Origin of the sequence: Streptomyces sp. NPDC002994 (assembly GCF_040611155.1) — a bacterium.
Lineage (GTDB): Bacteria > Actinomycetota > Actinomycetes > Streptomycetales > Streptomycetaceae > Streptomyces.
In genome coordinates, this window is the sequence record NZ_JBEXNQ010000004.1 from 56,556 (window position 1) to 78,301 (window position 21,746).

Here is a 21,746-nt window from a genome sequence, read left to right on the forward strand (position 1 = left end):
ACTGTGAACCAGGCGTACGCCGTAGCCGCCGTCACCGTCGTCGTGCTCGCCACCGTGCTCATCGGCGGGCTCGGCCTGCGCATATCCCGGACCACCTCCGACTTCTACGTCGCCTCCCGCAGCGTCAAGCCGGGCCTGAACGCCGCCGCCATCAGTGGCGAATACCTCTCCGCAGCTTCGTTCCTCGGCGTCGCCGGTCTTGTTCTCCTACAAGGCCCCGAAATGCTCTGGTACCCGGTCGGCTACACCGCCGGGTATCTCGTCCTCCTCGTCCTCGTCGCGGCCCCACTGCGCCGCTCAGGGGCGTACACCCTCTCCGACTTCGCCGAGGCCCGGCTCGAATCGCCGCAGGTCCGCAGGCTCGCCAGCCTCTTCGTCGTCGGCATCGGGTGGCTCTATCTGCTGCCCCAGCTCCAGGGCGCGGGCCTGACTCTGGAGATACTCACCGGCGCTCCCGACTGGGTCGGCGGCCTCGTCGTGGCGCTCGTCGTGACGGGGGCGGTGGCGGCGGGCGGGATGCGCAGCATCACCTTCGTGCAGGCATTCCAGTACTGGCTCAAGCTCACCGCACTGCTCGTTCCCGCCCTGTTCCTCGTCGTCGCGTGGCTGGGGGACGACGCGCCGCGCGCCCGGTTCGCGGAGCCCGCGACCTTCCGCGAGCACACGGTCGTGACGATCGACGACACCGTACGCATCGACCTCGCCCGGCCGCTGCGCGTCACCGTGACCGGGACCGTCGACGACCGCCGCCACGACCGCGAACCGGTCGCCCTCGACGCGGGCCTCCACCGCATCGGCGCGGGAACGGAGCTGGGCTTTCCCGCGCACGCCCAGGTCCCCGAGAAGGCGGGCGCCGAACGGACGGGTGCGTCCAGCTGGTCCCAGCCGCTGGCCAGCAGCCGCGAGGAGCATCCGCTGTACGCGACGTACGGACTGATCCTCGCCACCTTCCTCGGCACCATGGGCCTGCCGCACGTCGCTGTGCGCTTCTACACGAGCCCCAACGGCACCGCCGCCCGCCGCACCACCCTCGTCGTCCTCGGCCTGATCGGTGCCTTCTACCTGCTGCCCCCGGTGTACGGCGCGCTCGGCCGGATCTACGCCCCGGAGTTGTCCCTGACCGGCGAGGCCGACGCCGCCGTTCTCGTTCTCCCCGACCGGATGATCGGCGGCGTCGTCGGCGACCTCCTCGGGGCGCTGCTCGCGGGCGGGGCGTTCGCGGCGTTCCTGTCCACGGCGTCGGGGCTGACCATGTCGGTGGCGGGCGTCCTCACCCAGGACGTCCTCCCGTCCCGGGGCGTACGGCACTTCAGGCTCGCCACCGTCCTCGCGATGGCCGTGCCCCTCGGCTTGAGCATCGTGACGGTCAATGTGCCGGTCGCCGACGCGGTCGGTCTCGCCTTCGCCGTGTCCGCCTCCTCCTTCTGCCCGCTGCTCGTGCTCGGCATCTGGTGGCGGGGGCTCACGCCGCCGGGCGCGGTGGCCGGGCTCGTCATCGGCGGCGGGGCGGCGCTGACCGCGGTGATGGCGACCAGGGCGGGACTGCCGGCGGACGGCTGGGCGCACTCGCTGCTGGCGTGGCCCGCGGTCTGGTCGGTGCCGCTCGGTTTCCTGACGATGGTGCTGGTGTCGCTGGCGACGCGTGAGCGCGTACCTGCCGGGACCGCCGCCACCCTGGCCCGGCTGCACCTGCCGGAGGACCTCATGGGAGTGGAACGATGACCGGGATGGAAATCGCGTCGCTGGCCGCCGCGGGCGCCGTACTCCTTGCCGCCGGCATCGTCCTGGGCCGCGTCACCGCCCGCCACGGCCGCGGCGAGGACCTCGACCTCGGTACGCCCGTCGAGCGCGCCACCTTCCACACCCTGCACACCGCCTCGCTCGCCGCGCCCCCGCTGCGCGCCGGCCTCACCGAGGACACCGCCCGCAAGGCCGCCCGCCGACTGCGCTCCCTGCTCGGCACCGAAGCGCTGTGCCTCACCGACCGCGAGAGCGTGCTCGCGTGGGACGGGCCCGGCGGCGATCACCACAGGGAGCTGGTGATGCGCCGCGTACGCGAAATGCTCGACTCCGGGCGCAGCCAGAGCGTACGCAGCGACTGCGACGACCTTCAGTGCCCCCTGCGGTGGGTCGTGATCGCGCCGCTGACCGGCGAGGAGGGTGTGCTGGGCGCGCTCGTCGCGTACGGATCACGGGAGTCGGCGGTGCTGGTCCGGGCGGCCACCGAGGTGGCCCGCTGGGTGTCCGTACAACTGGAGCTGGCCGAGCTCGACCGCTCGCGCACCCGGATCGTGGAGGCGGAGATCCGCGCCCTGCGCGCCCAGATATCGCCGCACTTCATCTTCAACTCGCTCGCCGCGATCGCGTCGTTCGTCCGTACGGACCCCGAGCGTGCCCGCGAACTGCTCCTGGAATTCGCGGACTTCACCCGCTACTCCTTCCGCCGGCACGGCGACTTCACCAACCTCGCCGACGAGCTGCGCTCCATCGAGCAGTACCTGGCGCTGGCAGGGGCCCGCTTCGGCGACCGCCTCAAGGTAACCCTTCAGGTCGCCCCCGAGGTGCTGCCCGTCGCGCTGCCGTTCCTCTGTCTCCAGCCGCTCGTGGAGAACGCCGTCAAGCACGGCCTCGAGGACTCCAGGGACGAGTTCAAGGTGACCATCGCCGCTCAGGACGCCGGTGCGGAGGCTGTGGTCGTCATCGAGGACAACGGGGTCGGCATGGATCCCGGACGGCTGCGGCAGATCCTGGCGGGAGAGCACACCACATCGTCCGGCATCGGCCTGTCGAACGTCGACGACCGGCTGCGCCAGGTGTACGGGGACGACCACGGCCTCGTGATCGAGACGGGCGTGGGCGCGGGCATGAAGATCACGCTGCGGTTTCCCAAGTACCGCGCGGGAGTGCACCCGTCGGCGCCCGCCGGACGCGACCGGGAACGAGACCGTGATCAGAAGAGGTGGATGGCGAGATGACCGAGCGGCAGGCCCAGCTGCCACGCCGGGGTCCACACCTGCTCGCTCTCGTCCACGCCGAGATCCGCCGCCTGGTGCGAGGGGATCGCGCCGCCGAGGTCGGCGGCGAGGAGTTCCGTCCCGCTGAGCCATCGCCATGAGGCCAGGGCCAGTTCGAGGTCCGGACTGGCTTCTTCCCGGCGGCGGTCGGTGGCGGTGCGGTCGGCGAGCCTTTCCCGTACCCACGTCTCCCACGGGTGACCGTACGTGGTGAGCGAGAGCCACTCGTCGAGGCTGGAGACGACACGGATGCCGGACAGCTCGTCCGAGCTGTCGGACAGATAGATGGTCAGCGCCAGGGTCTCCCGGCCCGCCCGGAACTCGATCGTGCCGGGCGGAATCAGATTGCCCGTGCGGAGCAGCTCGTCGGCGATGTACTCGGCGTACAGCCAAGCCATCGGTACCGCGAGCCTGTCTCCGCTGGTGCCATTCGTACTCTCGGGCAGCACAGCACTCCACCTTCTCCCGGACGGATCTCTTCTGTTTCTTCGGGGCACCGCCGAGCCTTCACTCTCAGAGACGCACAGCGTGCCGTCTTTACTCAACTTGACGCTGAGGTTTCGAAATCGGCCTGCTCTGCACGGGTACGGAGGTGAAGATTTTGTCCTGCGGGGCGGGTGGGACGAGGGTGCCTCAGGCGGCGTCGCGACCGTACCCGGGAAGCACCTTTCGCAGGGCGCGCAGAGCATAGTACGTACGGGACTTGACCGTTCCCGCAGGTATGCCGAGTACCTCGGACGCCTCCGCCACGGACCGGCCGCGGAAGTAGACCTGCGTCAGCACCTCGCGGTGCTCCCCGCGCAGCGCCCTGACGGCCTCCCGTACGTCGAGCGCGGTCACTGAGCGTTCCACGTGGTCGTCGGGGAGCGCGGACTGTTCCAGTACGTCGTCGCCGACCTCGTGCGGCCGGGCGCGGCGGGCACGCGTGGCGTCGATCGCGAGCCTGCGGCCCACCGTGAAGAGCCAGGGGCGCATCGAGTCGTGGTCGCTCGCCAGCGCCTCCGGGTGCTGCCACGCCCGTACCAGAGTCTCCTGGAGGAGATCCTCCGCGCGCTGGCTGTCCCCGTACGTGAGGCCCAGGAGGAAGCCGAACAGTGCCCTGCCGTGCTCGCGCTGGAGGTCGGCGATGGCTCGTTCGTCGGTGTGCTGCTTGAGCGGGGAAGCGGAGGAAGTCACCGTTGACGCCCCTTCGGGAGACCGGGTGGCCGATGGCCGGACGGCGGCGAAGATATCCGCCGCCCGCCCGATGCGCGGCGGTGCGGGAGGCGGCGGCCGAACGGGCGGCAGGGGCCGTGCGGTGAGCGGTCGAACGGTGCGACGAATGGCGCGACGAACGGTCGCGACCGCGCGTCCGTTCCGGTGACGGGAACGGCCGTGTCCCTTGACTTCCCGAAGTCCCCCGTATGGATTCATTTCAGCAAAAGTCATACAAGCTGAAAGTCGGTCTGATGGTGAAACGAAAGCTGCAAGGGGTGTCGGCCATGGCCGCGCTGCTGATCGGGAGCGTCACCGCATGCTCCGGACTGCCGACCGCGACGCCCGTGCCGGACCCGGCGGCTGCGGGCGGCTCGGACGGCGAGCAGCGGGGCTTCACCCTGGTCGCATCGGGCGACGTACTGCCGCACGCGTCGGTCATCCGACAGGCCCAGGCGGACGCCGGCGGCAACGGTTACGACTTCGCGCCGATGCTCGTGGGCGTCAAGTCGGTCGTCTCCGAGGCGGACCTCGCGATCTGTCACATGGAGACGGTGTACGGCGCGGACGGCGGCCCGTACACCGGCTACCCCAACTTCAAGTCACCTCCCGAGGTCGCCAAGGGGCTGAGCAGCACGGGCTACGACTCCTGCTCCACCGCCTCCAACCACAGCCTGGACGCGGGAGTCGACGGGATCGACCGGACGCTCGGCGCGCTCGACAAGGCGGGCGTCAAGCACGTGGGCTCGGCCCGGACGGAGGCCGAGGCGCGGGAACCGGCCTGGCTGAAGGGCGGGACCGCGAAGGTCGCGCAGCTCGCGTACACGTACGGCACGAACGGCTACCCGCTGCCGGAGGGGCGGCCGTGGGCGGTGAACCTCATCGACCAGGAGAAGATCGTCGCCGACGCGCGGGCGGCGCGGAAGGCGGGCGCCGACGTGGTCGTCGTCTCGCTGCACTGGGGCACGGAGTGGCAGGACGCGCCGGACGACCAGCAGTTGCGGCTCGGCAAGGCGCTGACCGCGTCGAAGACGGACGACCGTCCCGACATCGATCTGATCCTCGGTACGCACGCGCACGTCCCGCAGGCGTACGAGAAGGTCAACGGCACCTGGGTCATCTACGGCATGGGCGACCAGATCGCCGGTCCCATGGTCAACCACTCGGGCGCGCACGACCCACGCGGCAACCAGGGCACGATCGGCCGCTTCACCTTCGCTCCGCCGGAGCGGGCGGGGGAGCGGTGGGTGGTGCGCAAGGCGGAGTTCATTCCGCAGTGGTTCGACACGGATGCGGGGCGGGTGGTGAATCTCAACGCGGCGATCGCGGGGGGCGCGGATCACTCGGCCGTACGGGACCGGATCCGGAAGGTGGTGCTGAGCCGCGGCGCGGGCAAGGGGGGCTTGGTCATGGGGCAGTAGCCCCGGCCGACCGTGTCCTGCGGAGCTTTTCCCCTACCCGCCCCTTCCCGAACTGGGGGCAAGCCCCCAGCCCCCAGCCCCCCGGACGCCCTACGGGCTCCTATGGAGCCCCTCCGACGATTGAACAGCCCGCAGGGCAGAGCGCCCGCCTTACTCCTTGCCGCCCGGTTCCACCGCGGGCGGCGGTGACTTCGCCAGCGCCGACTTCCGGTACGAGTAGGCGAAGTAGATGATCAGGCCGAGCGCGAACCACACGGCGAAGCGGAGCCACGTTTCCACCGCCAGGTAGGTGATCAGCCAGATCGAGGACACCACCCCGATCGCCGGTACCACCGGCATCCCGGGGGTGCGGAAGCTGCGCGGCAGGTCCGGCTGCCGGTAGCGCAGCACGATCACGGCGGTGCACACCACGGCGAAGGCCAACAGGATCCCGATGTTGGTCAGTTCGGCCGCCTCGCCGATCGGCAGGAATCCGGCGATCAGCGCCGACGCGACCCCCACGATCCACGTCACCCGGACCGGCACATGCCGGGTCGGGTGGGTCTTGGCGAACCAGTGCGGCAGCAGCCCGTCGCGGCTCATCGAGAACCACACCCGCGTGACACCCAGCATGAAGGTGAACATCACGGTGAGGATGCCGATGATGGCGCCCACCGCGATCACATCCGCGAGCGCGTCGAGCCCCACCGACTGGAAGGCCGTCGAGAAACCGCTCTCCGGGTCGACCTCCTTGTAGTTCTGCATGCCGGTCAGCACCAGGGTGGCCAGCACGTACAGCACCATCGAGATCGCGAGCGAGTACATGATCGCCTTCGGCATGTGCCGCTGCGCGTCCTTGGACTCCTCGGCCGCCGTCGACATGGCGTCGTACCCGAAGACCGCGAAGAACACCGTCGCCGCCCCGGTGAAGGCCCCACCGACCCCGAAGGGGAAGAAGGGGCTGTAGTTGCTGGTGTTGATGTGGAAGAAACCGACCGCGATCACGACGAGCACGACGAGGACCTTCAGCACCACCACGACCGTCTCGAAGCGCGCCGCGCTCTTGATGCCCAGCGTCAGCAGGTACGCGATGAACAGGCACAGCACGGCCGCGAACAGATCGACCTTGTGGCCGCTGCCGGTGCCGGGCGCGCCCAGCATCCAGGTGGGCAGCTCGGCGCCCAGGTCCTCCAGCAGGAAGTTGAAGTAGCCGGAGATGCCGATCGCCACCACCGCGACGATCGCCGTGTACTCCAGCAGCAGGTCCCAGCCGATGAACCAGCCCGCGAGCTCACCGAGGACCACATAGCCGTAGGTGTACGCCGAACCGGCCTTCGGGATCATCCCCGCGAACTCGGCGTACGAGAAGGCGGCGGCCGCGCTCGCCACACCCGCGATGAGGAAGGAGATGAGGACGGCGGGGCCCGCCGTGCCGTTCGCGACCGTACCGGCGAGAGTGAAGATGCCGGCGCCGATGATGCCGCCGACGCCGATCGCGGTGAGCTGCCAGAGGCCGAGAGTTCTGGTCAGTTGCTCGCTCGCGTCGCCCTCTTCAACCTGTTCGATGGGCTTGCGGCGCAGTACGCCCTGTCCCATCCGCAGTCCGGCCATGACTGATACCTCCGCAGACGACTGTCGGCTGATGGCGGCTCATGATGGCTCAGCTGCGGCTGTGACGAAAGGCGCCGTACGCCAAGTGGCGTCTCCGGGCCGGTGGCGATCACCTTCGGGCACGGACCGGCTCGTCCCATCGGGTACTTCGGCCCCCGCCGCCGGTGTGGGTCGGGCTCCGGGGCCTGCGGCCGTGCGAGCTATTAGTCATGAAAAAGGATCAGATGTATCCGGGGCGCCGGGCGATGCTGCGCGTCGCCGCCTGCCTCGGGGCCGCCACCGCCGTACGGTTCCTCGGCCCGGACCCGGCCCAGACGCCGGGACGCTACCCCTCTGGCCCGCCCCCGGCGGCAGGACCGCAGGCCGGGGCGCCGGTCAGGTTCTCGGCGTACCGGCTGCGGCCCATGACGGCGTACACCCCGCCCAGGTTCAGACCCCTCCGGCCGCCCGTGCGCCGCAGGCCCTTCCTGCGCATGGGCGGGATCGGCCGCAGCATGGTGCTGACCTTCGACGACGGGCCCGACCCGCGCTACACCCCGGACATCCTGCGCACGCTGCGGCGCTACGACGTGCGCGCGATGTTCTTCGTCTGCGGGGAGATGGCGGTCGAGAACCGGGACCTGCTGCGCGAGATGGCCGAGGACGGCCATGTCGTCGGCAACCACACCTGGTCCCATCCGCTGATCCCGCGGCTGTCGCCGGCCGGCATCCGCGCCGAGCTGGGGCGTACCAGCGACGTGGTCGAGCGGACCATCGGGCACGCCCCCGACTGGTACCGCGCACCGTACGGAGCCTGGAACCGCCGCTCCTTCGAGATCGGCGCCGAGCTGGGCATGGAGCCGCTCGCCTGGACCCTCGACACCCTGGACTGGCGCGAGCCGGGCACCGGGGCCATCGTCCGCAGGGTGCGCCGCGGCGCGGGCCCCGGGGTGGTGGTGCTCTCGCACGACGCGGGAGGCAACCGGAAGCAGAGCGTCGAGGCCCTGCGGACGTACCTGCCGGAGCTGCTCGACGCGGGGTACCGGATCACGGTGCCGAGCGCCGTGGTGCGGGGGTAAGTGCCGTACCCGAACGCCTCCCTGGGCGCCGCCTGTTCAGCGGGTGGCGACCAGGGAGGCGAAGACGACGACGTTCCCGGTGTAGCCGGCCGTCTTCGAATAGCCGCCGCCACAGGTGATCACGCGCAGCTCCGGCCTCCCGAGGTCGCCGTACACCCTGGGGCCGGGGAATTCCTCCTTCGAGAAGACCTCGACGCCGTAGACCTCGAAGACGGCGGCGCGGCCGTCGTAGCGGGTCACCTGGATGCGGTGGCCCTTCTTGAGCGAACCCAGGTTGTAGAACACGGCCGGCCCGACGGAGTTGTCGACATGGCCGACGATCACCGAGGTGCCGCGCTGGCCGGGCGCGATGCCGTTCTGGTACCAGCCGGCGAGGTTGGGGTCCTCCGGCGGCGGTGCGTCGATCCAGCCCTCCGCGTCGAGTCCCACGTCCACGATGGGCGCGTCGACGTGGATGTCGGGAAGGCGGATCCGGGAGGCCGGGGCGTACGGCAGAGGCCGGAGGGGGGTGCGACGCACCTTCTCGGTGCCGACGACGTCGGAACGGCTGTTCAGGGCGGCGGCCGATGCGGGCTGCGGGGGGCCGAGTGACACGTCGGCGCCGTTTCGCATCAGGGCGAGTCCGGTGAGCATGGCGAGGGCCAGGAGCCCCCAAGGCGAGCGTTTTCTCGGCTCGGAGCCGGTGTACTCCTGGCCCATGGTGCTCCCTTCGACGCGTCTGTACGGACGCTAAGTGCGCGGGGTGGGGGCTGCGAGACGTGAGGAGCGAACGGGTGGCGGGGTGGGGCCCCTGGTACCCCATACGGGTAACTCGTCGTACAAGATATCTGACGGTGTGTGACCTGCGGCTCCGTCAGATCTGGGCGCGCCGCACCGGCGTGTCGCCTCACCGGGGTGGACCAGTCCCGAAATGCGGTAATCACCCCGGTCGGTGAGTGTTCGTCTGGGAGGCGTTCTCGTCGATCTTCCCGGAGCACCGCTCCGGGGCGCCGTCCCGTGGAGGTTTTACGATGCGTGCTTCACGCGGATGCCTGGTGGCCGCTGCGGCCTGCGTGGCGGTCGGTCTCGCCGCCCCGATCGCCGCCGCCACCAACGGTCCCAGCAACGTCAACGTCAACCCGTTCAGGGTCCACCAGGGCGGTGTACTGACGGTCAGCGCCTCCGGGTGCGGCCACGGCGGCACCGTGTCGTCCCACGTCTTCCAGCGGACCGCCCATCTTCCGGCGAGTGACACCACGTCGTACGCCACCGCCAAGATCAGGCACAACGCCACTCCCGGCACCTACCACCTGGCCGTCAAGTGCAACGACAACCCCAAGATCGTCACGCACCAGTTCAGGGTCGTCGCGGGCCGGGGCGCCCAAGGCGGTATCGGCGGATCCGTCGGCCCTTCCGACACGGAGATGCAGGTCGGGGCCGGTCTCGTATCCGTGGCGGCCGTCGGTGGTGGCATCTTCATCGCACGCAGGCGTCGCCTGAACCGCGCCGAGTTCTGAGCGCCTCCTGTTGGTGTGAACGCCCGTCGCCCCGCGTCCTGACCAGGACGCGGGGCGACGGGCGTTCGGGCGGCCGGGGCCGCGATTTCTTGGGGCGTCAGTGCTGGCGGCTGCCGGCGCGCCGGCGGAGAACGAAGATCACGCCGCCGGTGGCCGCGACGACGAGCGCCGCACCGGCGGCGATCTCCCCGGCGTTCATCCCGTCCTGGCTGCCGCCCACGCCACCCCTGGCCGGGCCGGCGGGAGAGCGGGTGGCCGTGGCCGTGGTGGTCACGGTCGGGCGAGGCGTCGGCCGACCGCCGGTGATGGTGAGCTGCGAGGTGGTTTGCCGGCCGTCGTCACAGGTGTACGTCACCGTGTACATGGCCCCACGCTTCGCGTCCCAGTCGACCGTGGCGGTCCCCATGCCGCCCGGAGGGACACGGACGACGTCGAACACGTCCGAAGACGCGTCCCAGCGGCCCTCGCACCCCGAGAGGGACAGCGTGACCTGTCCGCCGGGGGCGATGGTGGACGGCGTGGCGGTACCGACCAACGGGGAGACTTTGCTGCCGACGGCCGAGGCTGCCGGGGCGGTGAGCGAAAGAACGCTGAGGCCGAGCGCGGCGGCCGATGCGAGACGTATCGCGCGCATGGTCAATCCTCCGGGTCCCGAGGGGCAGCGGCGGAATCTTTATCCACACATGGCAGGAAATGCACCTCGATAACCCGAACGCTAGGAGCGGCGACGGCGCCGCGCGATCACAGTCGCGCAAATGGGGTATCGGGGTACGCCGCCCGGCGGCCCAGCCCTGAGCCGTCACACTGGGCCGATGCGCAGTTTCAGCGAAGATCCGGCCCTGCGGCCGCCGCCCTGGCAGCCCCTGGTATTCAAGGGCTACCTGGCCACGGCGACCCTTCACCACGACCGCGTCGAAATCAGGCGGAGCCGCCTGGCCAAGCTGGGCGGGAACACGGACGCCGGCGTCGCCTTCGCCGACGTGGTGCGGATCGTCAGCAAGGAGCCGACGCTCCTCGTGAACGGTTACGTGTTCCTCGCGACGGAATCCGACCCGGGGCCGCTGCGGGGCTTCGCCGCCCGGCCGTCCGGACAGACAGCCGGAAACCCGCACACGATCATGTTCACGCTGGCCCGGGCGAAGGCCTTCGCGGCCTTCCTGGAATCCGCCGACGCGACCTGGCGCGCGAACGGCGCGGGCGCGGTGGGGGCGTAGCCCGTCGCTGGTGCTCGTCTATTTCGATGCGTTCGGGAACATGTCCAGGAACGGGCCGGCGGTGGCTGAGAGGCCGCGGCCGAAGGGGGCGTCGAAGTCCCAGATGAGGAAGAGCAGGAACGCGATCAGGGCGCTGTAGAGCCCGGCCAGGAGCAGCTCGCGTCCGGTGCGGCGGATCTGGAGGGTGAAGATCAGGCCGACCGCGACCAGGGCTCCGGTGATCAGGCCGAACCAGACGACGCCGGGCATGGTGGCCTCCGCGCCCGCGCCGCGCTGCCCGCGGGCGTCGTCCACCGCGGCCACTTGGTCGACCAGCGGCTGGTAGGCCTGGCCTTCGTGGTCGGTCTTCGGTACGTAGTCGGTGACTTCGCGGCGCAGCTGGTCGAGGAGTTCGGTGCCGCGCTCGGTGAGGCTGCCGTGGTCGGCCATGTGGCGCCATTCGGTGTTGACGACGTACGTGACGTACGCGTCGACATCGCTGCGGATACGGGCCCGGACCTCGGCTGGGTAGACCTCCGAGCGGGCGCTGATCTCATGCAGGGCCTGGGCCTCCTGGCGTACGGACTCCTGGGCGGCGCCGCGGCCCTCCCAGACGCCCGCGATGGCGAGGCCGAGGACGATCGCGTAGACCACGCCGATCATCATCGTCATGTACTCGATGACGTCCGGGGTCTCGGACGGGTCGTCGTCCTCGCCGACGCGGCGGTGGTTGATGACCGTGATGGTGAGGACGACCGCGCAGGCGGCCGCCATCGCGATGCTCAGAACGAGCCATTCCGACATTCAAGTCTCCGTCGGCTAGCGGGAACGGGGGCGCAGCACGGCGGCGGCGAATACCGCCGGGGCCGTGATCAGGAGGGTGAGGGAGACCAGGGACGGGCCGTTGTGGGGCTCCTTGCGGGTCGCGTTCCGGTAGACGGGGATGGCGACCGGTGTGGGGGAGGGCGGCTTCGGCCGGGCGGACGGACTGGGCGTGGGCTTGGGGGTGGGAGAGGGCTTGGGGGAGGGAGGCGGCGGCGGTGGCGGTGGTGCGGGCGCCGGCGGCGGAGGGGGCGGAGGGGGCGCCGGTTCAGGTTCGGCGGGCCGTGGCGGCGGCGGTGGTGGCGGAGGAGGAGGGGGCGGGGGCGGCGGTGGTGGTGGCGCCGGGGTGGGCGTTGGCGGGGGCTGCACAGGTTTCGGGTTCGGGCCCGCCGTGCACGTCGCGCTTCCCGCGACGGCGACCGCCGAGCCCGACGACATCTCACCGCTGCGTGAGATGGAGGCGTACGAACAGTCGTCGGCGGCGGCCGGTACGGGGCTCAGCAGCAGCCAGACCAAGGTGGTGGCGGCCAACAGGCGTCCTGGGAACGGAGGGTGCACGTTCGCGATCATCGTCCAGGCGCCCCACCGGCACGCCCCCGTTCGGCCCAATTCCCCTGATAGGTGGGACTTTCGTGACTTTGTGTTTGAGGCAGCCCAGGCCCGCCACGAAGGTCATGGGGAAATTTCTGCGAACGCATTGAACACCGGGACACTCCCCGCCCGTACCTAGGGCCATGAGCGACGCACAACGGCGTCGCAACACACCCTCGGTGCACAGGAGTCCACATGAAGACCTGGCGGAACGTCTCGCTCGCGGTGACGGCGGCGGCTGTGATGGCGCTGACGACGGCGTGCGGTCAGGACACGGCGACCGAGTCCCCCAATGGCCAGGCGGTGGGAAATGCCAACCCCGCGCAGCAGCCCGCCGACACGGGCTACGGCTCCGACAAGGGCGGTTACGGCGACGACGCCGCCGGCGAGGCCGCCGCACCCAAGGCCGCGGGACAACTCGCCGTCTGGGACAGCAAGAAGCTCGGCGAGGTCGTCACCGACAGCGAGGGCTTCACGCTTTACCGGTTCGACAAGGACACCGCCAGCCCGCCGAAGTCGAACTGCGAGGGCGACTGTGCGAAGGCCTGGCCGGTCGTGCCGGCCGGCGACGCCACGGCCGCCCCCGGTACCGATGCCTCGATGCTCGGCGAGGTGGCGAGGGCCGACGGCACCAAGCAGCTCACCATCGGCGGCTGGCCCATGTACCGCTTCGCCAAGGACACCAAGCCCGGCGACGCCAAGGGCCAGGGCGTCGGCGGCACGTGGTTCGCCTCGGCCCCCGACGGCAAGAAGGCCGCACCGGGCGCGGCGGGCGGCGGCGCAGGTGACGCGGGCGAGGCCGGTGAGGCGGGCGAGGCCGAGAACCCCGCCGACCTCGCGGGCATGTCCGTACGCAAGGACGCCAAGCTCGGCGACGTCGTCGTCGACTCCAACGGCATGACCGTCTACCGGTTCAAGAAGGACTCCGCCTGGCCGATGAAGACCGCCTGCACGGGCGCCTGCCTCGACAAGTGGCCGGTCGTCCCGCCGGTCGAGAAGAACGACACCGAGGGCATCCTCAAGAAGGGCTTCGTCACCTTCGACCGCCCCGACGGAATCAAGCAGCAGACGATCGACTGCTGGCCCCTCTACACCTTCTCGGGCGACGCGAAGCCGGGTGACACCAACGGCCAGGGCGTCGGTGGTACTTGGTACGCGGTCTCGCCCGAGGGCAAGCTGGTCGGCGCGCCCAAGTAGCTCCGACAGCGTCCCCACGCTGTGGCGCCCGGCCCGGCCGGCCCGTCTCTCCGCCCCGCCGCGGAAGGGACGGGCCGGTCATTTGTGCCGCACATGCCTGCGGCGTGTGACCGAGAACGGACCGCGAATTTCCGTTTTTGCTCGCTCTGATGCCTGCCGATCAGTAGCCTCGGCTCGAACACCGGTCTTGCTCATGACCGGATGTCCCGTGGCGATGAGTTGGAGACATGATGGAGCGACCCGCCTGGGCACCACAGGGCATCGACCTCACGGTGCCGAGCGTGTCCCGGATTTACGACTTCTACCTGGGCGGTTCGCACAACTTCGAGGTCGACAGGCAAGCAGCCCGCAAGGCAATGGAGTTCATGCCGGGCCTCCCGAAGATCATGCAGGCGAACCGGGCGTTCATGCGCCGCGCGGTGCGCTTCGCGGCCGACGAGGGAATCACCCAGTTCCTCGACATCGGATCGGGCATACCGACCTTCGGCAACGTCCACGAGGTCGCCCAGGCGGCCAACCCCGAGGCCCGGGTGGCGTACATCGACCACGACCCGGTCGCCGTCGCGCACAGCCAGGCCGTGCTCGCGGGCAACGACCGGGCCGGTGTGGCGGCGGCCGACCTGCGCAAGCCGCAGGACATCCTGGGCAGCCCCGTCGTCGGCGAACTCATCGACCTGAACCGGCCGGTGGCGCTGCTGCTCGTCGCCGTACTCCACTTCGTCGAGGACGCCGACGATCCGCAGGCCGCCGTCGACACCCTGCGCGACGCCCTCGCGCCCGGCAGCGTCCTGATCCTCACCCACGCCTCCTACGAAGGGATCCCGCTCTCCGAGGAGCAGGCGGGCGGCACGGTCGGGGTCTACAAGAACATCAAGAACCCGCTGATCATGCGCTCGCGCGAGCAGGTCACGCGGTTCTTCGAGGGATACGAGATGGTCGAGCCGGGACTGGTCGCGATGCCCGAGTGGCGGCCCGAGACCCCGCTCGCGCAGGAGGATCCATTCGCCTTCTCGGGCTTCGCAGGAGTGGGACGCAAGGCGTGAGCGTGCCATCGCCGGCACCGGTGGACGACAGACTCGGGCGGTTCGCCACCATCTGGAGCCGGGCGATCTTCCCCGTCACCGCCACCTCCATGACCCGGCCCGAGGTGGAACGGCACCTGCTGCCGCTCGCACGGCAGTTGAGCGCCGCGCTGCGCCGTCGGCCCTTCGACACGGCGCCCGCGCACGAAGTCGGCGCCGCCCTGGTCGCCGCCCACTGCACCGACCCGGAAGCCCTCGTCCGTACGCTCGGCGTCGTCGACTCCTACCTGGTGCTGTACTGCGCCGAGGAGGAGGACTCGACCGCCGATCCCGCCGCGATGGAAGAGCACCGAGCTCGCTGCGCCCGGCTCCAGCACGCCATCGCCGCCGGCTTCGCGCGGGCCCTGCGTGAGCGGACACTCGCCGAGCAGGAAGCGGTCGCACGGTCGTCCCTGCTGGCGAGCAGCGAGGCGCAGAAGGCGCTGCACGACACCGAGACGCGCTTCCGTGCCGTCTTCGAGGGCGCGGCGGTCGGCATCGGCATCGCGGATCTCGAAGGCAACATCCTGGAGGTCAACGAAGCGCTCATGCGCATGTTCGGCGGCCTCGACCACTACATGCGCGGCCGGAAGGTCAGCGAGTGGGTCCACCCCGAGGACACGCCGCACGTCTGGAAGCTGTACGGCGAGCTGGTGCGCGGCGAGCGCGAGAACTACCGCGTCGAGAAGCCGTACTACCGCACCGACGGCACCGTCCTGTGGACCAACCTCACGGTCTCGCTGCTGCGCGACGCCGACGGCCGGCCGCAGTACCAGCTGGCGCTCATGGAGGACACCACCGAGCGGCGGCTGCTCAACCTGAGGCTCCGCTACGAGGCGACTCACGACGCCCTGACCGGTCTGCCGAACCGCACGCTCTTCTTCGAGCGCCTGGAGAAGGCCCTCTCCGCGGGCGACGGCATGCGCTTCGGCCTGTGCTACCTCGATCTCGACGGCTTCAAGGCGGTCAACGACAGCCTCGGCCACTCGGCCGGCGACCGGCTGCTCGTCGAGGTCGCCGACCGCCTCCAGAGCTGCGCGACAGCGCCCGGCGAGATGGTGGCCAGGCTCGGCGGCGACGAGTTCGTGGCGCTCACCACCGGCCCCGACACCCGCCAGGAGGTCGACGAGCTCGCCGCCCGCATCCTCAACGCACTCTCGTCCCCGATCCGCATCGAGGGCCGGGACCTGACCGTACGCGGCAGCATCGGCATCGTCGAAGGCCCGGCGGGCGAGCGCGGGCCGGCGGAGGTGCTGCGCAGCGCGGACATCACCATGTACCGCGCCAAGTCGGCGGGCGGCAACCGCTTCGAGACCGCCGACGCGGAGGCGGACGCCCGCGCCATCACCCGGCACGGGCTCACCAACGCGTTGCCCGCCGCGCTGGAGCGGAACGAGTTCTTCATCGAGTACCAGCCGCTCGTGCATCTCGGCGACGGCAGCGTGCACGGCGCGGAGGCGCTGGTGCGCTGGTGCCATCCGCAGCACGGCGTTCTCGGCCCCGACCGGTTCATCCCGCTGGCCGAGCACACCGGCCTGATCGTCCCGCTCGGCCGCTGGGTGCTCGAAGAGTCCGTACGCCAGGCCAGATTCTGGCAGGAGCGGCACACCGACGGCGGTCCGCTGCGCATCAACGTGAACCTCTCACCGATGCAGCTCCACCACCCCCGTCTGGTCGCCGACACGGTGGAGGTGCTGGAGCGGGCAGGCCTCGAACCGGGCGCGCTGTGTCTGGAGGTCACCGAGTCGGCGCTGATCGGCGCCGACGACGACCTGCTCAAGCCGCTGCGCCAGCTCGCCGAGATGGGCGTCGACATCGCGCTCGACGACTTCGGCACCGGCTACTCCAACCTCGCCAATCTGCGCAGGCTGCCGGTCAGCGTGCTGAAGCTGGACCGTTCGTTCACCCAGTCCATGCAGCAGCACCCGGCCGACGACGTCGATCTTAAGATCGTCGAGGGCATCGTGTCCCTGGCGCACAGCCTGAAGCTGGCCGTGACGGTGGAGGGTGTGGAGACCGGCGCGCAGGCCGCGCAGCTGCGCGAGCTGGGCTGCGACACCGCGCAGGGCTGGTACTACGCCAGGCCCGGTGCACCGGACCGCATTCACACCTTGCTGCTGGCCGACGCCGTCTGACGGACCCGGGAAGCGAGGAGTACGTATCGGAGCTCGCGCGCCGCGCGCGGCGGAGCCACGTCGCTGCGGTGCGCGAGTGCGATCGTACGGTGCAGGCCCGGCCGCGCGAGCGGCGTGACCCGCAGGTCGCGCCCGGCCCGCGCGGCCACCATGCGTGGTACGACGGCGAGCCCGAGCCCGGCCCGTACGAAGCCGAGCACCGCGTCCATCTCGCCGCCCTCCACCGTGAACGACGGCTCAAAGCCTTCGGCGCGGCAGGCGGCGACGGTCAGCTCGCGGAGGTCGTAGCCGTGCCGGAACATCACCAGCGGTTCACCCTCCAGATCCGCGACGCGTACGGACCTGCCGCCTTTCCCGGGACGGGGCAGTGAGGCGGCGGAAACCACGACCAGGTCCTCGTGCAGCAGCTCGACGGTGGTCAGGGCGGGCGACGGCGTCGGCAGCGGCAGCACGACGAGGGCGAGGTCGAGTGCGCCGCGCGCCAGCTCCCGTACGAGATCGTGCGAGCCGCTTTCCTCGATCAGCAGCTGGATGCCGGGATGCAGATCGTGGAAGGTCCGCAGTACGTCCGGGAGCAGCCCGGTGCACAGGCTCGGCGTCGCACCGAGCCGCACCCGGCCGCGGCGCAGCTGCGCCAGCTCCTGGACCTCGTGCCGGGCGGTGTCGGCGTCCGCGAGGATGCGGCGGGCGAGCGGCAGCAGGGCCTCGCCGGCGTCGGTGAGGGCGATGTTGCCCCGGGCGCGGGTGAACAGGTCGGCGCCCAGCTCCTTCTCCAGCGCGCGGATCTGCTGGGAGAGGGACGGCTGCGAGACGTGCACCTGCTCGGCGGCGTGGGTGAAGTGGAGGGTCTCGGCGACGGTCACGAAGTAGAGGAGCTGCTGGAACTGCATAGGCACAGTCTATGGACATGAGCCGAACCATGTCTTGGACCTCTGAGGTACTCCGGCCCTAGCGTCAGCCCCATGGCACTGGCTACGCGGACGGAAGACCGGCAACCGTCACTCACGCGATCGTTCTGGGGATCGACCGTCGGCAAGAAGACGGTGATGGCCGTGAGCGGCCTGATCATGCTGATGTACCTGGTCGCCCACATGCTCGGCAACCTCAAGATCTTCTTCGGGTCCGGGGAGTTCAACGCGTACGCGCACTGGCTGCGGACCATGGGGGAGCCCCTCCTGCACTACGAGTGGGCGCTGTGGATTGTGCGCGTGGTGCTGCTCGCGGCGGTGGTGATGCACGGCGTCGCGGCGTACCAGCTCAGCAGGCGGGACATCAAGGCGCGGCCGAGCAAGTACGTGCACAAGCGGCGGCGGGCGAGCTACGCGACGCGGACCATGCGGTGGGGCGGGATCATCCTCGCGCTGTTCATCGTGTGGCACCTGCTGGACCTGACGACGCTCACGGTGAACGAGAACGCCCAGCCGGGCCGCCCGTACGAGAACGTCGTCGCGACCTTCAGCACCTGGTACGGGAACGTCATCTACCTCGTGGCCATGCTGGCCGTGGGGCTGCACATCCGGCACGGCTTCTGGAGCGCCGCGCAGACGCTGGGCGTGGGGAACGCGCGGCGCGACCGGACCCTCAAGGCGGCGGCCAACGGCCTCGCGCTGGTGCTGACCGCCGGATTCATCTCCGTACCCGTGGCTGTCATGACTGGAGTGGTGAGCTGACATGAGCGCGTACACCGACTACACCGCGTACGAGACCGGCGCTCCGGTCGTCGACACCAAGGCACCCTCCGGCCCCATCGCCGAGCGCTGGGACACCCGCCGCTTCGAGGCCAAGCTGGTCAACCCGGCCAACCGCCGCAAGCACACCGTCATCGTCGTCGGCACCGGCCTCGCGGGCGGCGCGGCAGGCGCCACGCTCGCCGAACAGGGCTACCACGTCGTCCAGTTCTGCTACCAGGACTCGCCGCGCCGCGCCCACTCCATCGCCGCGCAGGGCGGCATCAACGCCGCCAAGAACTACCGCAACGACGGCGACTCCATCCACCGCCTCTTCTACGACACCGTCAAGGGCGGCGACTTCCGCGCCCGCGAGTCCAACGTCCACCGGCTCGCGCAGATCTCCGTCGAGATCATCGACCAGTGCGTCGCGCAGGGCGTGCCCTTCGCGCGCGAGTACGGCGGCCTGCTCGACACCCGCTCCTTCGGCGGCGTACAGGTCTCGCGCACCTTCTACGCCCGAGGCCAGACGGGACAGCAGCTCCTGCTCGGCGCCTACCAGGCGCTGTCCCGGCAGATCGCGGCGGGGAATGTGGAAATGCATCCGCGCACCGAGATGCTCGACCTGATCGTCGTCGACGGGCGGGCGCGCGGCATCGTCGCCCGCGACCTGATCACCGGCCGCGTCGACACGTACTTCGCCGACGCCGTCGTGCTCGCGAGCGGCGGCTACGGCAACGTCTTCTACCTCTCCACCAACGCCAAGAACTCCAACGCGACAGCGATCTGGCGGGCCCACCGGCGCGGCGCGTACTTCGCCAACCCCTGCTTCACCCAGATCCACCCCACCTGCATCCCGCGCTCCGGCGACCACCAGTCCAAGCTCACCCTGATGAGCGAGTCGCTGCGCAACGACGGCCGCATCTGGGTGCCCAAGGCGCAGGGCGACACCCGCCCGCCGGCCGCCATCCCCGAGGACGAGCGCGACTACTACCTGGAGCGCATCTACCCGTCCTTCGGCAACCTCGTGCCGCGCGACATCGCCTCGCGCGCCGCGAAGAACGTCTGCGACGAGGGGCGCGGCGTCGGCCCCGGCGGGCAGGGCGTCTACCTCGACTTCGCCGACGCGATCCGGCGCCTCGGCCGCAAGGCCGTCGAGGAGAAGTACGGCAACCTCTTCGAGATGTACGAGCGGATCACAGCCGAGAACCCGTACGAGGTGCCCATGCGCATCTACCCGGCGATCCACTACACGATGGGCGGCCTGTGGGTCGACTACGACCTCCAGACCACCGTCCCCGGCCTGTTCGCGATCGGCGAGGCCAACTTCTCCGACCACGGCGCCAACCGCCTCGGCGCCTCCGCCCTCATGCAGGGCCTGGCCGACGGCTACTTCGTCCTGCCGTCCACCATCAACGACTACCTCGCTCGCAACCCCCACCACGCCGACATCGACGCGAGCCACCCGGAGGCGGTCCGCGCGGTGGCGGAGACCAACGACCGCCTGGAGCGGCTGCTCGCCGTCGACGGCGACCGTACGCCCGACTCCTTCCACAAGGAGATCGGCGAACTCCTCTGGGAGTACTGCGGAATGGCGCGTACGGAGGAGGGCCTGCGCAAGGCGCTCGGCCGCATCCCGGAGATCCGCGAGGAGTTCTGGCGACGAATCAAGGTGCCGGGTACGGGCGAGGAGCTCAACCAGTCGCTGGAGAAGGCGAACCGCGTCGTCGACTACCTGGAGCTCGCCGAACTGCTCTGCCTCGACGCACTGCACCGCACCGAGTCCTGCGGCGGCCACTTCCGCGAGGAGAGCCAGAGCGAGGGCGGTGAGGCGGAGCGCAGGGACGAGGAGTTCTCGTACGTCGCTGCCTGGGAATTCCGGGGGTCCGGGGGTCGCCCCCCGGGTGAGCACAGTACGGGAACGGGCGCGGCGCCCGTCCTCCACAAAGAAGCCCTCGAATTCGCCTACGTCCACCCCACCCAGCGGAGTTACGCATGAGGCTCACCCTGCGCGTCTGGCGCCAGCGCAATGCCGACGCCCCCGGCGAGATGGTCACGTACGACATCGACGACATCTCCGAGGACATGTCGTTCCTGGAGATGCTCGACACGCTCAACGAGACCCTGATCCTGCGCGGCGACGAGCCGGTCGCCTTCGACCACGACTGCCGCGAGGGCATCTGCGGCGCGTGCGGTGTCGTCATCAACGGCGACGCGCACGGACCGGAGCGCACCACCACCTGCCAGCTGCACATGCGGCACTTCAACGACGGCGACACGGTGGATGTCGAGCCGTGGCGGGCCGGAGCCTTCCCGGTGGTCAAGGACCTGGTCGTCGACCGGTCGGCCTTCGACCGGATCATCGGCGCCGGCGGCTACATCAGCGTTCCGACGGGCGCCGCCCCCGAGGCGCACGCCACGCCCGTTCCGAAGGCGGACGCCGACTTCGCGTTCGAGCACGCCGAGTGCATCGGCTGCGGCGCGTGCGTCGCGGCCTGCCCGAACGGCTCGGCGATGCTTTTCACCTCCGCGAAGATCAACCACCTCAATGTTCTGCCGCAGGGCGCACCGGAGCGCGAGACGCGCGTCCTGGACATGGTCGCGACCATGGACGAAGAGGGCTTCGGCGGCTGCACCCTGGCGGGCGAGTGCGCCACGGCCTGCCCCAAGGGCATCCCGCTGCCGTCCATCGCGGCGATGAACAAGGAGTGGCTGCGGGCGACGCGGAAGGCGCCGCGCCGCTGACCCACCATCGTGGTTGTGGGCATGTCACCCCCTGCTGCTAATCTTTCGCCCCAAGATCGGGATCGGCTGGCAAGCGGGGGAAGATGGCCGGGCAGGTACAACAGGGTGGCTATCGCGTCCAGAAGAGCGGGATGGCCACCGAGGCGGACAAGCTCGACCGGGCGGGCGACGACGTCGGTGACATCGGCGCGGCTCTCCAGGAGCAGCTCTGCTACACGCCGGACGCCCTGGGCGGCTCGGACTCCGGGCCGGCGTTCAACAACTTCTCCGAAGCGTGGCAGGCCGAGGCCAAAGTCCTGGAGAGCGCGCTGCACGAACTGGCGGACAAGGTCCGTATATCGAAGGCGAATTACCAAGGCGCCGACGTCAGCACCATGAACGACCTCCAGGCGAGCGGGGGCGGCGGCCTGACGACCATGCCGGCCCCCGCGCCCGCCGGATCCGCGCCCGGCATGCGCACCATGCCGGCTGCCGGCCCGCCGCCGCCCGGTTCGCCCCCCGTCGGCCTTGCCGACTTCGGCTGAGCGCTGCCTTCTCCCTCCCCCTATTGACCTCTCCGAAC

At 70.4% G+C, this 21,746-nt stretch carries 20 protein-coding genes; 13 read left to right on the top strand and 7 right to left on the bottom strand.

Annotated elements, in window-relative coordinates; genetic code table 11:
- The first annotated feature begins 3 nt into the window (after positions 1-3).
- The gene (locus ABZX79_RS05825) at positions 4-1,722 is read left to right on the top strand and encodes a cation acetate symporter (RefSeq protein ID WP_355252194.1); all 1,719 of its coding nucleotides are present in this window, start codon (positions 4-6) and stop codon (positions 1,720-1,722) included.
- The gene (locus ABZX79_RS05830) at positions 1,719-2,975 is read left to right on the top strand and encodes a histidine kinase (protein ID WP_355252197.1); all 1,257 of its coding nucleotides are present in this window, start codon (positions 1,719-1,721) and stop codon (positions 2,973-2,975) included. The genes ABZX79_RS05825 and ABZX79_RS05830 overlap by 4 nt, the downstream gene beginning before the upstream one ends.
- On the opposite strand, the gene ABZX79_RS05835 is transcribed toward ABZX79_RS05830, so the two are convergent.
- Positions 2,951-3,412 carry a hypothetical protein gene (locus tag ABZX79_RS05835; protein WP_355252914.1) on the bottom strand — a complete coding sequence of 154 codons (462 nt, stop codon included), beginning with the start codon at positions 3,410-3,412 and terminating at the stop codon, positions 2,951-2,953. The genes ABZX79_RS05830 and ABZX79_RS05835 overlap by 25 nt on opposite strands.
- Before the next feature lie 235 nt (positions 3,413-3,647).
- On the bottom strand, positions 3,648-4,190 hold the full coding sequence (locus ABZX79_RS05840) for a sigma-70 family RNA polymerase sigma factor (protein WP_355252200.1): 543 nt from the start codon (positions 4,188-4,190) through the stop codon (positions 3,648-3,650).
- Between the two features lie 272 nt (positions 4,191-4,462).
- Here ABZX79_RS05840 and ABZX79_RS05845 point away from each other — a divergent pair, with 272 nt between their 5' ends.
- Positions 4,463-5,629: a CapA family protein gene (locus ABZX79_RS05845; protein WP_355252203.1), complete on the top strand. Its 1,167-nt coding sequence runs from the start codon at positions 4,463-4,465 to the stop codon at positions 5,627-5,629.
- Between the two features lie 150 nt (positions 5,630-5,779).
- On the opposite strand, the gene ABZX79_RS05850 is transcribed toward ABZX79_RS05845, so the two are convergent.
- The gene (locus ABZX79_RS05850; RefSeq protein WP_355252206.1) at positions 5,780-7,219 is read right to left on the bottom strand and encodes an amino acid permease; all 1,440 of its coding nucleotides are present in this window, start codon (positions 7,217-7,219) and stop codon (positions 5,780-5,782) included.
- A gap of 209 nt (positions 7,220-7,428) precedes the next feature.
- On the opposite strand from ABZX79_RS05850, the gene ABZX79_RS05855 reads away from it, so the two are divergent.
- Entirely contained in the window at positions 7,429-8,277 is an 849-nt protein-coding gene (locus ABZX79_RS05855) for a polysaccharide deacetylase family protein (RefSeq protein ID WP_355252209.1), read from the top strand.
- 36 nt (positions 8,278-8,313) lie between these two features.
- Here ABZX79_RS05855 and ABZX79_RS05860 read toward each other — a convergent pair whose 3' ends face one another.
- Positions 8,314-8,976, bottom strand: a complete 663-nt coding sequence (locus tag ABZX79_RS05860; protein ID WP_355252211.1) for a class F sortase — start codon at positions 8,974-8,976, stop codon at positions 8,314-8,316.
- Between the two features lie 311 nt (positions 8,977-9,287).
- On the opposite strand from ABZX79_RS05860, the gene ABZX79_RS05865 reads away from it, so the two are divergent.
- Entirely contained in the window at positions 9,288-9,773 is a 486-nt protein-coding gene (locus tag ABZX79_RS05865) for a hypothetical protein (RefSeq protein ID WP_355252214.1), read from the top strand.
- 97 nt (positions 9,774-9,870) lie between these two features.
- On the opposite strand, the gene ABZX79_RS05870 is transcribed toward ABZX79_RS05865, so the two are convergent.
- Positions 9,871-10,407 carry a hypothetical protein gene (locus ABZX79_RS05870; RefSeq protein ID WP_355252217.1) on the bottom strand — a complete coding sequence of 179 codons (537 nt, stop codon included), beginning with the start codon at positions 10,405-10,407 and terminating at the stop codon, positions 9,871-9,873.
- A gap of 178 nt (positions 10,408-10,585) precedes the next feature.
- On the opposite strand from ABZX79_RS05870, the gene ABZX79_RS05875 reads away from it, so the two are divergent.
- Complete coding sequence (locus tag ABZX79_RS05875) at positions 10,586-10,987, top strand: hypothetical protein (RefSeq protein WP_355252220.1); 402 nt, start codon at positions 10,586-10,588, stop codon at positions 10,985-10,987.
- An 18-nt stretch (positions 10,988-11,005) separates the two neighbouring features.
- Here ABZX79_RS05875 and ABZX79_RS05880 read toward each other — a convergent pair whose 3' ends face one another.
- Positions 11,006-11,770, bottom strand: a complete 765-nt coding sequence (locus ABZX79_RS05880; protein WP_355252223.1) for a hypothetical protein — start codon at positions 11,768-11,770, stop codon at positions 11,006-11,008.
- 804 nt (positions 11,771-12,574) lie between these two features.
- On the opposite strand from ABZX79_RS05880, the gene ABZX79_RS05885 reads away from it, so the two are divergent.
- The 3 genes from ABZX79_RS05885 to ABZX79_RS05895 all read left to right on the top strand — a co-directional run bounded on the left by ABZX79_RS05885 (position 12,575) and on the right by ABZX79_RS05895 (position 16,772).
- Entirely contained in the window at positions 12,575-13,576 is a 1,002-nt protein-coding gene (locus ABZX79_RS05885; protein WP_355252226.1) for an SCO0930 family lipoprotein, read from the top strand.
- Positions 13,577-13,806: 230 nt separating this feature from the next.
- Positions 13,807-14,619 carry an SAM-dependent methyltransferase gene (locus tag ABZX79_RS05890; RefSeq protein WP_355252916.1) on the top strand — a complete coding sequence of 271 codons (813 nt, stop codon included), beginning with the start codon at positions 13,807-13,809 and terminating at the stop codon, positions 14,617-14,619.
- Entirely contained in the window at positions 14,616-16,772 is a 2,157-nt protein-coding gene (locus ABZX79_RS05895) for an EAL domain-containing protein (protein WP_355252229.1), read from the top strand. The genes ABZX79_RS05890 and ABZX79_RS05895 overlap by 4 nt, the downstream gene beginning before the upstream one ends.
- On the opposite strand, the gene ABZX79_RS05900 is transcribed toward ABZX79_RS05895, so the two are convergent.
- Positions 16,742-17,662, bottom strand: a complete 921-nt coding sequence (locus ABZX79_RS05900; protein ID WP_355252231.1) for a LysR family transcriptional regulator — start codon at positions 17,660-17,662, stop codon at positions 16,742-16,744. The genes ABZX79_RS05895 and ABZX79_RS05900 overlap by 31 nt on opposite strands.
- 72 nt (positions 17,663-17,734) lie before the next feature.
- Here ABZX79_RS05900 and ABZX79_RS05905 point away from each other — a divergent pair, with 72 nt between their 5' ends.
- The 4 genes from ABZX79_RS05905 to ABZX79_RS05920 all read left to right on the top strand — a co-directional run bounded on the left by ABZX79_RS05905 (position 17,735) and on the right by ABZX79_RS05920 (position 21,708).
- On the top strand, positions 17,735-18,442 hold the full coding sequence (locus ABZX79_RS05905) for a succinate dehydrogenase cytochrome b subunit (protein WP_355252234.1): 708 nt from the start codon (positions 17,735-17,737) through the stop codon (positions 18,440-18,442).
- A gap of 1 nt (position 18,443) precedes the next feature.
- Complete coding sequence (locus ABZX79_RS05910) at positions 18,444-20,438, top strand: fumarate reductase/succinate dehydrogenase flavoprotein subunit (protein WP_355252236.1); 1,995 nt, start codon at positions 18,444-18,446, stop codon at positions 20,436-20,438.
- On the top strand, positions 20,435-21,184 hold the full coding sequence (locus tag ABZX79_RS05915; RefSeq protein WP_355252239.1) for a succinate dehydrogenase/fumarate reductase iron-sulfur subunit: 750 nt from the start codon (positions 20,435-20,437) through the stop codon (positions 21,182-21,184). The genes ABZX79_RS05910 and ABZX79_RS05915 overlap by 4 nt, the downstream gene beginning before the upstream one ends.
- 83 nt (positions 21,185-21,267) lie before the next feature.
- Complete coding sequence (locus ABZX79_RS05920) at positions 21,268-21,708, top strand: type VII secretion target (RefSeq protein WP_355252242.1); 441 nt, start codon at positions 21,268-21,270, stop codon at positions 21,706-21,708.
- Positions 21,709-21,746 lie beyond the last annotated feature (38 nt).

Excerpts from the sequence above, each read along its gene's own strand:
- ABZX79_RS05830 (WP_355252197.1), top strand. The coding sequence starts at position 1,719 with ATGACCGGGATGGAAATCGCGTCGCTGGCCGCCGCGGGCGCCGTACTC.
- ABZX79_RS05835 (WP_355252914.1), bottom strand. The coding sequence starts at position 3,412 with ATGGCTTGGCTGTACGCCGAGTACATCGCCGACGAGCTGCTCCGCACG.
- ABZX79_RS05845 (WP_355252203.1), top strand. The coding sequence starts at position 4,463 with ATGGTGAAACGAAAGCTGCAAGGGGTGTCGGCCATGGCCGCGCTGCTG.
- ABZX79_RS05850 (WP_355252206.1), bottom strand. The coding sequence starts at position 7,219 with ATGGCCGGACTGCGGATGGGACAGGGCGTACTGCGCCGCAAGCCCATC.
- ABZX79_RS05855 (WP_355252209.1), top strand. The coding sequence starts at position 7,429 with ATGAAAAAGGATCAGATGTATCCGGGGCGCCGGGCGATGCTGCGCGTC.
- ABZX79_RS05860 (WP_355252211.1), bottom strand. The coding sequence starts at position 8,976 with ATGGGCCAGGAGTACACCGGCTCCGAGCCGAGAAAACGCTCGCCTTGG.
- ABZX79_RS05865 (WP_355252214.1), top strand. The coding sequence starts at position 9,288 with ATGCGTGCTTCACGCGGATGCCTGGTGGCCGCTGCGGCCTGCGTGGCG.
- ABZX79_RS05870 (WP_355252217.1), bottom strand. The coding sequence starts at position 10,407 with ATGCGCGCGATACGTCTCGCATCGGCCGCCGCGCTCGGCCTCAGCGTT.
- ABZX79_RS05875 (WP_355252220.1), top strand. The coding sequence starts at position 10,586 with ATGCGCAGTTTCAGCGAAGATCCGGCCCTGCGGCCGCCGCCCTGGCAG.
- ABZX79_RS05880 (WP_355252223.1), bottom strand. The coding sequence starts at position 11,770 with ATGTCGGAATGGCTCGTTCTGAGCATCGCGATGGCGGCCGCCTGCGCG.
- ABZX79_RS05885 (WP_355252226.1), top strand. The coding sequence starts at position 12,575 with ATGAAGACCTGGCGGAACGTCTCGCTCGCGGTGACGGCGGCGGCTGTG.
- ABZX79_RS05890 (WP_355252916.1), top strand. The coding sequence starts at position 13,807 with ATGGAGCGACCCGCCTGGGCACCACAGGGCATCGACCTCACGGTGCCG.
- ABZX79_RS05900 (WP_355252231.1), bottom strand. The coding sequence starts at position 17,662 with ATGCAGTTCCAGCAGCTCCTCTACTTCGTGACCGTCGCCGAGACCCTC.
- ABZX79_RS05905 (WP_355252234.1), top strand. The coding sequence starts at position 17,735 with ATGGCACTGGCTACGCGGACGGAAGACCGGCAACCGTCACTCACGCGA.
- ABZX79_RS05910 (WP_355252236.1), top strand. The coding sequence starts at position 18,444 with ATGAGCGCGTACACCGACTACACCGCGTACGAGACCGGCGCTCCGGTC.
- ABZX79_RS05915 (WP_355252239.1), top strand. The coding sequence starts at position 20,435 with ATGAGGCTCACCCTGCGCGTCTGGCGCCAGCGCAATGCCGACGCCCCC.
- ABZX79_RS05920 (WP_355252242.1), top strand. The coding sequence starts at position 21,268 with ATGGCCGGGCAGGTACAACAGGGTGGCTATCGCGTCCAGAAGAGCGGG.